This is a genomic window from Burkholderia sp. FL-7-2-10-S1-D7 (genome assembly GCF_001524185.1).
GTDB classification, from domain to species: domain Bacteria; phylum Pseudomonadota; class Gammaproteobacteria; order Burkholderiales; family Burkholderiaceae; genus Burkholderia; species Burkholderia diffusa.
In genome coordinates this window covers 16594-29038 of sequence record NZ_LOWY01000068.1, presented here as the reverse complement: position 1 = coordinate 29038, position 12445 = coordinate 16594, and the positions used below count along the sequence as shown (strand labels likewise).

The following is a 12445-nucleotide window of genomic DNA, read 5'->3' as shown; positions in this document are numbered from 1 at the left end:
GCGATCGGGCCGTCAAGTCCCGTCCCGCTCGTTACGCTGTCCGGTTCCTCAGAAAGAACCTTAACTGAACGGCATTACCGCGATTGCGGGGCTTTTTTGCGTCCGCTCGACGCATTGTCCAACCTGACGCCGCCCCGCTCGTCGAGTGGCAAGCCGCATTCAGCCGCAAGATTGAAACGCGCCGCATTAACGTGGCGACCCCGCGGGCCGGGGCGCCGCGTGTCACGGCACGTCGGGTTCGTCACCAGCCGCCCCAGCGCGCGGCCAGCGCCGCGAGCACAGCCGCGCCGGCCGTCTCGGTGCGCAGCACGCGCGGGCCGAGCGACAACGCGGTGAACCCGTGTGCGCGTGCCGCATTTTCCTCGTCCGGCGACAGCCCGCCTTCGGGGCCTATCAGCAGCGTGACCGCCGCCTTGGGCGGCGCGTCGGGTAGCGACGCGAACGGGATGCTCGCGCGCGGCGACAGCAGCAGCCGCAGTTCGCCGTCGGACGGCGCGGCCGGCAGCGTGTCGAGCCAGGCGCCGAAGCCGCGTACCGGCGCGACGTCGGGCACGCGGTTGCGCCCGCATTGTTCGCACGACGCGCGCACGACGCCGCGCCAGTGCGCAACGCGCTTGTCCGCGCGCTCCCCCGACAGTTTCACGACGCCGCGCGCGGTCGACAGCGGCACGACCGCCGCGACGCCGAGCTCGACGGCCTTCTCGATCAGCCAGTCCATCTTGTCGCCGCCGGCGATGCCTTGCGCGAGCGTCACGCGATAGGGCGGCTCGGCCTCGGACGGGTCGAACGCTTCGATCTGCGCGAGCGCGCTGCGCTTGTCGATCTCGACGAGCCGCGCGCGATACTGGCCGCCGCTGCCGTCGAACAGCGCCAGCGCGTCGCCGGGCTGCAGCCGCAGCACTTGCGCGTGACGTGCGACGTCGGCCGGCAACGCGAGCGTCGCGTCAGTGCGCAGCGCCGCCTCGACGAAAAAGCGCGGCACGGCCGCGGTGGTGGTGGCTTCACTCATGCGTATCGCGGCTCCGTTCATGCGCTCAGGCGGCGCGCGAGCGCCCAGCGGTAGCCGTCGAGATCCTCGATCTGCGCGAAGCGGTCACCCCAGAATTGATCTTGCGGCGCGGTCAGCGATTTCGCGCCCGCATCGAGCGCGCGCTGCCAGGTCGCGTCGACGTCGTCGACATACAAGTAGAACGACTGCGGGGCGGTTGCGCCCGCGCTCTTCGGCGTGAGCGCGGTGGAGCCGAACGCGCCTTCGGGCGCGAACATCACGATCAGTTGCCCGCGGTAGGTCATCTCCACGTGCATGATCGCGCCGTCCTCGTCGAGGACGTCGCGCAACTCGAAGCCGAATGCGGCCTGGAAGAACTCGATGGCCGCATGCGCATTGCGCACGGCCAGGTAAGGCGTCAACCAAGGCACGTTGGCCGGACGTGGATCGGTCATGAAATCTCCTGTCGAACGGTGTTGGCGCTTGAGCGGTTACTCCGGTCCCATGTTTTGCAGTCCAACGGGTATTGGCGCGCGGGCGCCCGGTGTGGTCTCGCGGATACGCCGGCTGCCCGCGTGCATCGTTCCGGGCCTGCGCGTCGCGGGTCGAGCGGGGGAGAAAGCGCGGCCAGCCCGCAGAACGATGCGTCCGCCCGGACGCTCAGCGGCGAACGCCCAGTGTATCGCGCAGCGCGCGCGGCAGGGCAAAGAGGGCTGCATGGAGTCGCGCATCGTAGTAGCGCAGGCCCTGCACGCGGCGCGCGGCGAGACGCTCGTCGATGTCGTGCGCGAACAGCGCGGCCGCATCGAGCGTGTCGCTCGCGATCGCCATCAGCCATTGGGATCCGTACAGCGGCACGTGCGCGGACAACGGATCGACGACCGCGAAGCTCGCGCGCAGGTCGGCGAGCAGCGCGGCGATGCGCGCCGCGTGGAACACCGGCGAGCCGAGATGCATCGAGATCGCGCCGCACGGCGTGAGGATCCGCTTGAGTCGCGCGTAAAACTCGCGCGTATAGAGGCCGGCCGCCGGCGAATCGGGTGGCGTGAGGTCGAACACGACGAGGTCGAAATGCTCGACGGTCGACGCGACGAAGTGCGCGGCGTCGCCGATCACGACCTCGACGCGCGAGTCGTCGAGCGCGCCCTGATGCACGTCGTCGAGATAGCGGCGCGCCATGCCGACCACCTCGTCGTCGAGTTCCGCGACGACGATCCGCTCGATGCACGCGTGCTTGAGCAGCTGACGCGCCGCGCCGCCATCGCCGCCGCCAAGCACGAGCGCCTTGCGCGGGCACGGATGCGCGAGCGCGGCCGGGTGCGTCATGCACTCGTGGTACACGTATTCGTCGCCGACCGACGTCATCGGCCGTCCGTCCAGCGTGAAGAGGCGGCCGAGCTGCGGGGTGTCCCAGACTTCGATGTGCTGGTGCGCCGACGCGACGTGCGCGAGCCGGCGTGCGTTCGGGAAGCCGTACGCGGCGTCGGGCGTGGGATGGAAGAGAAGGGTCGTGTTCACGGGCGGGCCGCTCGGGGCGGGCAGTTCCGACGTCTGAATTATAGGAGGCATGCGGTTCCGCGGAAAAGCGTGCCGGAACACCGCGCGCCGACAAGGGAAATGTCAGCCCATCTGTTAAAATGACGAGCTTTGCAGCCCCGTCCGTAGGCTCCGTCCGCTTCGCGTCCGTCAGGCGCCGCACCGCGCGCCGGGAACGATTGACGCTCGAGCTTCCGGATGCCGCCGTGCCCCCGTTTCCTCGACTCGTTCTCCGGACTCGACATGACGACTTCGTCTCCCGCCTCTACCACCCTGATGGCCAACGCGATCCGTGCGCTCGCGATGGACGCCGTCCAGCAAGCGAACTCCGGCCACCCCGGCATGCCGATGGGCATGGCCGAAATCGGCGTTGCGCTCTGGTCGCGCCACCTGAAGCACAACCCGACGAACCCGCACTGGGCAGACCGCGACCGCTTCGTGCTGTCGAACGGCCATGGCTCGATGCTGCTTTACGCGCTGCTGCACCTGACCGGCTACGACCTGCCGATGGAAGAGCTGAAGAACTTCCGCCAGCTGCATTCGAAGACGCCGGGCCACCCCGAATACGGCATCACGCCGGGCGTCGAGACGACCACGGGCCCGCTCGGCCAGGGTCTCGCGAACGCGGTCGGCATGGCGCTCGGCGAAGCGCTGATGGCCGACGAGTTCAACCGTGACGGCGCGAAGATCGTCGATCACCACACGTACGTGTTCCTCGGCGACGGCTGCCTGATGGAAGGCATCTCGCACGAAGCCTGCTCGCTCGCGGGCACGCTGAAGCTGAACAAGCTGATCGCGCTGTACGACGACAACGGCATCTCGATCGACGGCGACGTCGTCAACTGGTTCCACGACGACACCCCGAAGCGTTTCGAGGCCTATGGCTGGAACGTGATCCCGAACGTGAACGGCCATGACGTCGACGCGGTCGACGCGGCGATCGCGAAGGCGAAGCTGTCGGACAAGCCGACGCTGATCTGCTGCAAGACGGTGATCGGCAAGGGCGCGGCGACCAAGGCCGGCGGCCACGACGTGCATGGCGCTGCGCTCGGCGCGGAAGAAATCGCGAAGACGCGCGAAGCGCTCGGCTGGAAGTGGGAGCCGTTCGTGATTCCGCAGGAAGTCTATGCGGCATGGGACGCGAAGGAAGCCGGCAAGCGTGCCGAGTCCGACTGGGACGCGACGTTCGCGCAATATCGCGCGAAATTCCCGGCAGAAGCCGCTGAGTTCGAACGCCGGATGGCCAACAAGCTGCCGGCCGACTGGGCCGAGAAGGCCGCGGCGATCATCGCCGGCGCGAACGAGCGCGCCGAGACGGTCGCGACCCGCAAGGCGTCGCAGCAGGCGATCGAAGGGCTGGCTGCCGCACTGCCGGAACTGCTCGGCGGCTCGGCCGACCTGACCGGCTCGAACCTGACCAACTGGAAGGCGTCGAAGGCGGTCCGCGCGAATCCGGAAGGCGCGGGCGTCGTGCTGGGCAACCACATCAACTACGGCGTGCGCGAATTCGGCATGAGCGCCGCGATCAACGGCCTCGCGCTGCACGGCGGCCACAAGCCGTTCGGCGGCACGTTCCTGACGTTCTCCGACTACAGCCGCAACGCGCTGCGCGTCGCCGCGCTGATGAAGGTCCCGTCGATCTTCGTGTTCACGCACGATTCGATCGGCCTCGGCGAAGACGGCCCGACGCACCAGTCGATCGAGCACGTGTCGAGCCTGCGCCTGATCCCGAACCACGACGTATGGCGTCCGGCCGACACGGTCGAGACGGCCGTCGCATGGACCCAGGCGGTTGCCGCAGACCGTCCGTCGAGCCTGATCTTCAGCCGCCAGAACCTCGCGTTCAACCCGCGCACGGATTCGCAGATCGCGAACATCGCAAAGGGCGGCTACGTGCTGAAGGACTGGGACGAAGAAATCGTCGCGCGCAAGATCATCCTGATCGCGACGGGCTCGGAAGTCGAGCTCGCGATGAAGGCCGTCGAGCCGCTCGCGCAGCAGGGCATCGCAGCCCGCGTCGTGTCGATGCCGTCGACCAACGTGTTCGACCGCCAGGACGCCGAATACCGCGAACGCGTGCTGCCGCACGGCGTGCGCCGCGTCGCGATCGAAGCGGGCGTGACCGCGTTCTGGCACAAGTACGTCGGCCTCGAAGGCGGCGTCGTCGGGATCGACACGTTCGGCGAATCGGCCCCGGCCGGCGTGCTGTTCAAGTACTTCGGCTTCACTGTCGAGCACGTCGTCGAGACCGCGAAGGCCGTGCTGGCCTAAAACCATTCGCGACGCGCGCCACCCCCGCGCGCGTCGCACCGTGAAGCTGCACGAAACGAATTTTTTCAGCCATCAGGAGATAGACCATGACGATTCGCGTCGCAATCAACGGCTACGGCCGTATCGGCCGCAACACGCTGCGCGCGTTTTATGAAAACGGCAAGAAGCACGATCTCGAGATCGTCGCGATCAATGACCTGGGCGATGCGAAGACCAACGCGCACCTGACCCAGTACGACACCGCGCACGGCAAGTTCCCGGGCGAAGTGTCGGTCGACGGCGACTACCTCGTCGTGAACGGCGACAAGATCCGCGTGCTGGCGAACCGCAACCCGGCCGAACTGCCGTGGGGCGAGCTGGGCGTCGACGTCGTGATGGAATGCACGGGCTTCTTCACGACGAAGGAAAAGGCGAGCGCGCACCTGAAGGGCGGCGCGAAGAAGGTGATCATCTCGGCGCCGGGCGGCAAGGATGTCGACGCAACGATCGTCTACGGCGTGAACCACGACGTGCTGAAGGCCGAGCACACCGTCATCTCGAACGCATCGTGCACGACGAACTGCCTCGCGCCGCTCGTCAAGCCGCTGAACGACAAGATCGGCCTCGAAACCGGCCTGATGACGACGATCCACGCGTACACGAACGACCAGGTGCTGACGGACGTGTACCACGAAGACCTGCGCCGCGCGCGTTCGGCCACCCACAGCCAGATCCCGACGAAGACGGGCGCTGCGTCCGCCGTCGGCCTCGTGCTGCCGGAACTGAACGGCAAGCTCGACGGCTACGCGATCCGCGTCCCGACGATCAACGTGTCGATCGTCGACCTGTCGTTCATCGCGAAGCGTGACACGACCGTCGAGGAAGTCAACGCGATCATGAAGGAAGCATCGGAAGGCGCGCTGAAGGGCATCCTCGGCTACAACGACGCACCGCTGGTCTCGATCGACTTCAACCACAACCCGGCTTCGTCGACGTTCGACGCGACGCTGACCAAGGTGTCGGGCCGCCTCGTCAAGGTGTCGAGCTGGTACGACAACGAGTGGGGTTTCTCGAACCGCATGCTGGATACGGCAGTCGCATTCGCGAACGCGAAGTAATCCCGCACGTCGCGCGGCCGCCGCAAGGCGGCCGGCGTGGCGAACGAGCCCGGCCCGGTTTTTCCGGCCGGGCTTTTTATTGCCCGGCGTTCGCCGTCACGTGTTCGAGCACGTCCACGAACGCGCGTTTCAGCGGGCTGTCGAGGTCGGTCCACGCGAGCCCGATGCCGGTCCGGTGCCCGGCCAGGTCGAGCGGCCGCGCGAGCACGTTCGGCGGCAACGCGCTCGCGGCTTCCGCCGGGATCAGCCCGATCCCCATTCCGGCCGCGACCAGCGCGAGCATCGTCGTGAATTCCCCGAACTCCTGCGCGATCTCGAGCGTCGTGCCCGCGCGGCTCAGCGCGAGCAGCATGTCGTCGTGAAAGCCGGGCGCGTAGCGGCGCGCGAGCACGAACGCGGGCTGTCCGCGTAACGCGGCCGGCGTGATCGTCTCGTGCGCGGCGAGCGGATGGTCGAGCGGCAGCGCGACGACGAAGCCTTCCTCGAGCACCACGCGTGTGTCGATTCCCGCATACGCGGCCGGCAGCCGGATCATTCCGAAATCGATGCGCCGATCGCGCAGCGCGGCGATCTGGTCGGGCGTCGGCAGATCCTTCAATTCGAGCGCGATCAGCGGATAGCGCTCGCGCATCGTGCGCAGCACGGCCGGCAGCAGCGCCGGCAGCACGGACGACACGAACGCGATGCGCAGCGTGCCGATTTCGCCGCGGCTCGACAGCCGTGCCATCTGCTCCGCACGCGCGGCCTGCTGCAGCGTCGCCCGCGCCTCGGGCAGGAACACGCGTCCGGTATCGCTGAGTTCGACCTTGTGGCGGTCGCGCTCGAACAGGCGTGCGCCCAGATCTTCCTCGAGCGCCTTGATCTGCATGCTCAGCGCGGACTGCACGATGAACAGGCGCTGCGCGGCGCGCCCGAAATGCAGCTCTTCCGCGAGCGTGACGAAGGCGCGCAATTGCTTGAGTTCCATGGTGGGCGGGCGGCGGCGGACGGTGATCGGATTTCATGATAACCGGATCAAAAAAGACTATTGGCGCGGCCCCGGCCGAGCGCCGAAGATACGCTCATCGCGATACCGGCCGCGACCGGCGGTCGGCTCGCTGGCACGAGGAGACATGCATGAGCAACGCGCTTGACCGGTTCCGGCTGGACGGCCGCCGCGCACTGATCACGGGTTCCGGACGCGGGATCGGGCTGACACTCGCCCGCGGGCTCGCGGAAGCCGGCGCGGCGATCGTGATCAACGACCGCAATGAGGAGAAGGCCGCGACGCTCGCGCACCATTTCCGCGAGGAAGGTTTCGCGGCCGATTACGCGGTGTTCGACGTCGCCGAGCATGCGCAGGTGCGTGCGGCGATCGACGATTTCGAGGCGCGCGTCGGCGCGATCGACATCCTCGTGAACAACGCGGGCATCCAGCGCCGCGCACCGCTCGATGCATTCGAGCCGGACGACTGGCACGCGCTGATGCGCGTGAATCTTGACGGCGTGTTCAACGTCGCGCAGGCGGTGGCGCGCCACATGATCGCGCGCGGCCGCGGCAAGATCATCAACATCTGCTCGGTGCAGAGCGAGCTTGCGCGGCCGACGATCGCTCCGTATGCGGCGACGAAGGGCGCGGTGCGGATGCTGACGAAAGGGATGTGCGCCGACTGGGCGCGTCACGGCATCCAGGCGAACGGCCTCGCGCCAGGCTATTTCGAGACCGAGCTGAACCGCGCGCTGGTCGACGACGCGGCGTTCTCCGAATGGCTCTGCAAGCGCACGCCGGCCGGCCGCTGGGGGCGCGTCGACGAGCTGTGCGGCGCGGCGATCTTCCTCGCATCGGCCGCATCCGATTTCGTGAACGGCCAGACGCTGTTCGTCGACGGCGGCCTGACCAGCGCCGTATAGGAGAACGTCATGCGTATGCGTTGCATGTGTCTCGTGATCCACGGTCCGAACGACCTGCGGCTCGAAGAGCAGGACGCGGGCGAGATCGGCCCGGGCCAGGTGCGCGTCGATGTCGCGATGGGCGGCATCTGCGGCTCCGACCTGCATTATTTCCGGCACGGCGGCTTCGGCGCGATCCGGCTGCAGCAGCCGATGGTGCTCGGCCATGAAGTGGCCGGCACGGTGGCGGCCGTTGCGCCGGACGTGACGTCGGTGAAGGTCGGCGATCGCGTCGCGGTGAATCCGAGCCGCCCGTGCGGCGCGTGCCGCTACTGCCTGGAAGGGCTCCCGAACCAGTGTCTCGACATGCGCTTCTATGGCAGCGCGATGCGCATGCCGCACGTGCAGGGCGCATTTCGCAACGCGCTCGTGTGCGATGCCGCGCAGTGCGTGAAGGTGGCGGACCATGTGCCGCTGTCGCTCGCGGCGCTTGCCGAGCCGTTCGCGGTCGGGCTGCATGCAGTGTCGCGCGCGGGCCCGCTGATCGGCCGCCGGGTGCTCGTGTCGGGGTGCGGGCCCATCGGCGTGCTGGCGGTCGCGGCGGCGCGCGTGCATGGCGCGGCGGAGATCGTCGCGACCGACGTGGTCGATGCGCCGCTCGAGGTTGCCCGCGCGCTCGGCGCGGATCACGCGATCAACGCGTCGACGGACACCGGCTGGGTCGCGCGCTACGGTGCCGACAAGGGCACGTTCGACGTGATGATCGAGTGTTCGGGCAATGGGCGCGCACTGCGCGACGGTCTCGACGTGATGCGGCCGCGCGGCATCGTCGTGCAGCTCGGGCTCGGCGGCGATGTCAGCCTGCCGCAGAACGTCGTGGTCGCGAAGGAGCTGTCGATCTGCGGTTCATTCCGCTTCCATGCGGAATTCGCGCTCGCGGTGCAGCTGATCAATGCGCAGCGCGTCGACTTGCGCCCCGCTGTGACCGGCGTGTTCCCGATGCGCGACGCGAACCGCGCGTTCGAGCTGGCCGGTGACCGGCAGCGTGCGATGAAGGTGCTGATCGATTTCGCGCACGAGGGGGCATGATCGTCCGCTGATGGCGCGACGGCGCGCATGCAGGAAAGGCACGCCCGCGATTTGCGGAGCGTGCCTGTTTCATTGGCGGGCGCGAAAGCGGGCGACTGCGTGACTTGCCGCGCGGTGCAGCTCACCGAATTCGGCGAGGTCTATGCGCGTCGGGCGCGCGCTCGCGTATCGCGATCCTTCGGGGGGATGACCGGTACGACCGGAGAATGGGCTGCCGCGGCGGCCGGGACCGCCGGCCGACGGGGCGTCAGGTGCCCGGCGTCGGGAAGAAGACGCCCGCGCGTTGCGCGGCGTTCGCGATGTGCGTCTCGATCGCCGTACCGGCCGCGGCCGCATCGCGGGCGATCAGCGCGTCGACGATCGCGCGGTGCTCGTGCCACGTCGACAGCAGCAGCTCGCGCCGGTAGAACGGCATGCGCTGGCTTTCCTTCATGATGTCCGCGCTGCTGCGCAGCACCGACTCGATCGCCGCGTTGCCCGCGAGATGGATGATCCGCATGTGGAAGTCGAAGTCGAGCCGCGACGCTTCGTCGAGTGCGCTCTCGGTCAGCGCGACGTGCAGGTCGGCGAGGTTATCCTCGAACCATGCGATGTCGTCGTCGGTGACGACGTGCGCGGCCATCCGCGCGGCGAATCCTTCGAGCGCATAGCGCATCTGGTACGTGTCGGGCGGCGACGACTGCTCGGCGAATTGCCACGCATGGGCGGCCGTCGCCTGGGCGCTTTCGACATACACGCCCTTGCCGGCGCGGATGCGCAGCATCCCGAGCGCCTCGAGCGTGGAGAGCGCCTCGCGCAGCGACGCGCGGCTGATCTCCAGCTCCTCGGAGAGCTGGCGCTGGGCCGGCAGCAGGCTGCCGACCGGGTACACGCCTGCCTCGATCCGGTCGCGGATCGTCGCGATGGCGGCGTCGGTCACGGTGTGCGGAACGTTTTTCATGATGTGAACGATGGCCGGTCTGACCGGCATTGTAATCCGCCTGCGCGCGATGCATGACCGGCCTACGGGAAAGTCACGATCCGCCCCTGCATGGGCGGGAAATCCCTATTTTGTTCGGCCTTGACGCGACTATATCGGCTTCCTACTATCGACCATAACATCACTGGTCTTACCAGTATGAACAGACGAAACTGCAACCGTTGGATCGGGAGAGCGCCGTGTCGAAATTCCTCAATTCGCTGTTTGGCCGGGTAGTCGTCGCATTAATCCTGGGGGTCGCGCTCGGCGCGTTCTTCCCGCATTTCGCCGAATCGCTGCGACCGCTCGGCGACGGTTTCCTGAAGCTCATCAAGATGGTCATCGGCCCGATCGTGTTCTGCGTCGTGGTCAGCGGGATGGCCAATGCGGGCGACCTGAAGAAGGTCGGCCGGGTCGGCCTGAAGGCGGTCGTCTACTTCGAGGTGATGACGACGATCGCGCTCGGGATCGGGCTCGTCCTCGCGTGGCTGACGCGCCCGGGCGTCGGGATGAACATCGACCTGCACTCGCTCGACGCGGCCTCGCTCTCGTCGTACGCGAAGAACGCCGAAAGCCTGAAGGACACGGCTGGCTACCTGATGAAGATCATCCCCGACACCGCGATCGACGCGTTCGCGAAGGGCGACATCCTGCAGATCCTCGTGTTCGCGGTGCTGTTCGGCTCGGCGCTGTCGCTGCTCGGCGACAAGGCGCAGCGCGTGAACAGCCTGATCGAGGAGCTGTCGCACGTGTTCTTCCGCATCATCGGCTTCATCATCAAGCTCGCGCCGCTCGGCGTGCTCGGCGCGATCGCGTTCACGACCGGCAAGTACGGCGTCGCGTCGCTCAAGCAGCTCGGCTACCTCGTCGCGGTGTTCTACCTGAGCTGCATCGTGTTCGTCACGGTCGTGCTCGGCATCGTGATGCGCATCGCGGGCTTCTCGGTGTTCAAGCTGATCCGCTACCTGCGCGAGGAACTGTCGATCGTGCTCGGCACGGCGTCGTCGGACGCGGTGCTGCCGCAGGTGATGAGCAAGCTCGAATACATGGGCATCAAGGATTCGACGGTCGGCCTGGTGATCCCGACCGGCTATTCGTTCAACCTCGACGGCTTCTCGATCTACCTGACGCTCGCCGTGCTGTTCATCGCGCAGGCCACCAATACGCCGCTGTCCACGCATGACCTGATCGTCGTGCTGCTGGTATCGCTCGTCACGTCGAAGGGCGCGCACGGGATTCCGGGTTCGGCGATCGTGATCCTCGCGGCGACGCTGTCGGCGATTCCCGCGATTCCGGTGCTGGGCCTCGTGCTGATCCTGCCGGTCGACTGGTTCGTCGGCATCGCCCGCGCGCTGACCAACCTGATCGGCAACTGCGTCGCGACGGTGGTCGTCGCCGTGTGGGAGAACGACATCGACCGGGCCCGCGCGACGCGCGTGCTGAACCGCGAACTGCGCTACGTGGCCGACGAATCGGCGAGCGCCGCACCGGTCGCCGGCGACCAGGCCCACGCGCTCTGAGCACCCTCGCGCGAAGCGGCTTGCCCGGCCGCCTCGCGTGAACGAATTCCCTGCGGCCGGCGCGACGATGCGCCGGCCCTCATCAAGATATTGGAGACGACATGGCAGCCCCCATCCTCGATCCGAACGCGCCGGCCTTCACGCGGCGCTACATGAACCTCGCCGACCCGCGCCTGGGCGCACAGGCGCTTTTCGCCAGCGACGAATTCTTCGCGCCGAAGGAGCGCATGCTGAATCCCGAGCCGGCCGTCTTCATTCCCGGCAAGTACGACGACCACGGCAAGTGGATGGACGGCTGGGAAACGCGCCGCAAGCGCACCACCGGCCACGACTTCTGCGTGGTCCGGCTCGCGCGGCCGGGCGTGATTCACGGCGTCGATCTCGATACGAGCCACTTCACCGGCAACTTCCCGCCGGCGGCGTCGATCGAGGCATGCGCGGTGGACGGGGACACGCCGCCGGACGACGCCGAATGGCGCACGATCGTCCCCGCGACGACGCTGCAGGGCAATTCGCACCACTACGTGAGCGTTGACGATGCGCAGCCGGTCACGCACCTGCGCGTGAACCTGTATCCGGACGGCGGGCTCGCGCGGCTGCGCGTGTACGGCCAGCCGCAGCGCGACTGGCGCCAGGTGCCGGCCGGCGAGCTCGTCGATCTCGCGGCGATCGAGAACGGCGGCTACCTGGTGGCCGCGAACAACCAGCACTTCGGTCCGGCCTCGCAGATGCTGATGCCGGGGCGCGGCGCGAACATGGGCGACGGCTGGGAAACGCGGCGCCGCCGCGAGCCCGGCAACGACTGGGCGATCGTCGCGCTGGCGCGGCCGGGCATCATCCGGCGCGTCGAGGTCGATACGGCGTTCTTCAAGGGCAACTTCCCCGACCGCTGTTCGCTGCAGGCCGCGCGGGTCGTGGGTGGCACCGACGATTCGCTCGTCACGCAGTCGATGTTCTGGGCCGAGCTGCTCGGCGAGCAGAAGCTGCAGATGGACCACGTGCATACGTTCGACCAGCTCGCGGCACTCGGCCCCGTCACGCACGTGCGTTTCAACATCTTCCCGGACGGCGGCGTGTCGCGCCTGCGTCTGTGGGGCGAGCCGGCTTGAAGGAGGCA

11 protein-coding genes are annotated in these 12445 nt (G+C 67.8%); 6 read left to right on the top strand and 5 right to left on the bottom strand.

Annotated features, from left to right (window positions below):
* Positions 1-241: 241 nt before the first annotated feature.
* The 3 genes from WS75_RS20490 to speE form a co-directional block, all read right to left on the bottom strand.
* Positions 242-1009, bottom strand: a complete 768-nt coding sequence (locus tag WS75_RS20490) for a 16S rRNA (uracil(1498)-N(3))-methyltransferase (protein ID WP_059682592.1) — start codon at positions 1007-1009, stop codon at positions 242-244.
* A 17-nt stretch (positions 1010-1026) separates the two neighbouring features.
* Positions 1027-1443 (bottom strand): VOC family protein, encoded by a 417-nt coding sequence (locus tag WS75_RS20485; RefSeq protein ID WP_059535265.1) that lies wholly within the window; start codon positions 1441-1443, stop codon positions 1027-1029.
* A gap of 205 nt (positions 1444-1648) precedes the next feature.
* Positions 1649-2506 carry a polyamine aminopropyltransferase gene (gene speE / locus WS75_RS20480; protein WP_059682590.1) on the bottom strand — a complete coding sequence of 286 codons (858 nt, stop codon included), beginning with the start codon at positions 2504-2506 and terminating at the stop codon, positions 1649-1651.
* A 216-nt stretch (positions 2507-2722) separates the two neighbouring features.
* Here speE and tkt point away from each other — a divergent pair, with 216 nt between their 5' ends.
* Together tkt and gap are read left to right on the top strand one after the other, a co-directional pair.
* Positions 2723-4795 (top strand): transketolase, encoded by a 2073-nt coding sequence (tkt, locus tag WS75_RS20475; protein WP_059682588.1) that lies wholly within the window; start codon positions 2723-2725, stop codon positions 4793-4795.
* An 86-nt stretch (positions 4796-4881) separates the two neighbouring features.
* Positions 4882-5892 (top strand): type I glyceraldehyde-3-phosphate dehydrogenase, encoded by a 1011-nt coding sequence (gene gap / locus WS75_RS20470; RefSeq protein WP_006485712.1) that lies wholly within the window; start codon positions 4882-4884, stop codon positions 5890-5892.
* 76 nt (positions 5893-5968) lie between these two features.
* On the opposite strand, the gene WS75_RS20465 is transcribed toward gap, so the two are convergent.
* Complete coding sequence (locus tag WS75_RS20465; protein WP_059682586.1) at positions 5969-6859, bottom strand: LysR family transcriptional regulator; 891 nt, start codon at positions 6857-6859, stop codon at positions 5969-5971.
* Between the two features lie 149 nt (positions 6860-7008).
* On the opposite strand from WS75_RS20465, the gene WS75_RS20460 reads away from it, so the two are divergent.
* Both WS75_RS20460 and WS75_RS20455 read left to right on the top strand, forming a co-directional pair.
* A complete protein-coding gene (locus WS75_RS20460) occupies positions 7009-7782 on the top strand; it encodes an SDR family NAD(P)-dependent oxidoreductase (protein WP_059608222.1) in 774 nt (257 codons plus the stop codon).
* 9 nt (positions 7783-7791) lie between these two features.
* A complete protein-coding gene (locus WS75_RS20455; protein WP_059682584.1) occupies positions 7792-8850 on the top strand; it encodes an L-idonate 5-dehydrogenase in 1059 nt (352 codons plus the stop codon).
* Between the two features lie 247 nt (positions 8851-9097).
* Here the strand turns inward: WS75_RS20455 and WS75_RS20450 are convergent, their stop codons facing one another.
* The gene (locus WS75_RS20450; RefSeq protein WP_179948933.1) at positions 9098-9820 is read right to left on the bottom strand and encodes a FadR/GntR family transcriptional regulator; all 723 of its coding nucleotides are present in this window, start codon (positions 9818-9820) and stop codon (positions 9098-9100) included.
* Between the two features lie 188 nt (positions 9821-10008).
* On the opposite strand from WS75_RS20450, the gene WS75_RS20445 reads away from it, so the two are divergent.
* Complete coding sequence (locus tag WS75_RS20445; protein WP_059682580.1) at positions 10009-11328, top strand: C4-dicarboxylate transporter DctA; 1320 nt, start codon at positions 10009-10011, stop codon at positions 11326-11328.
* A gap of 101 nt (positions 11329-11429) precedes the next feature.
* Complete coding sequence (alc, locus tag WS75_RS20440; RefSeq protein WP_059682578.1) at positions 11430-12437, top strand: allantoicase; 1008 nt, start codon at positions 11430-11432, stop codon at positions 12435-12437.
* Positions 12438-12445: the final 8 nt, after the last annotated feature.

Excerpts from the sequence above, each read along its gene's own strand:
- WS75_RS20490 (WP_059682592.1), bottom strand. The coding sequence starts at position 1,009 with ATGAGTGAAGCCACCACCACCGCGGCCGTGCCGCGCTTTTTCGTCGAG.
- WS75_RS20485 (WP_059535265.1), bottom strand. The coding sequence starts at position 1,443 with ATGACCGATCCACGTCCGGCCAACGTGCCTTGGTTGACGCCTTACCTG.
- tkt (WP_059682588.1), top strand. The coding sequence starts at position 2,723 with ATGCCGCCGTGCCCCCGTTTCCTCGACTCGTTCTCCGGACTCGACATG.
- gap (WP_006485712.1), top strand. The coding sequence starts at position 4,882 with ATGACGATTCGCGTCGCAATCAACGGCTACGGCCGTATCGGCCGCAAC.
- WS75_RS20465 (WP_059682586.1), bottom strand. The coding sequence starts at position 6,859 with ATGGAACTCAAGCAATTGCGCGCCTTCGTCACGCTCGCGGAAGAGCTG.
- WS75_RS20460 (WP_059608222.1), top strand. The coding sequence starts at position 7,009 with ATGAGCAACGCGCTTGACCGGTTCCGGCTGGACGGCCGCCGCGCACTG.
- WS75_RS20455 (WP_059682584.1), top strand. The coding sequence starts at position 7,792 with ATGCGTATGCGTTGCATGTGTCTCGTGATCCACGGTCCGAACGACCTG.
- WS75_RS20450 (WP_179948933.1), bottom strand. The coding sequence starts at position 9,820 with ATGCCGGTCAGACCGGCCATCGTTCACATCATGAAAAACGTTCCGCAC.
- alc (WP_059682578.1), top strand. The coding sequence starts at position 11,430 with ATGGCAGCCCCCATCCTCGATCCGAACGCGCCGGCCTTCACGCGGCGC.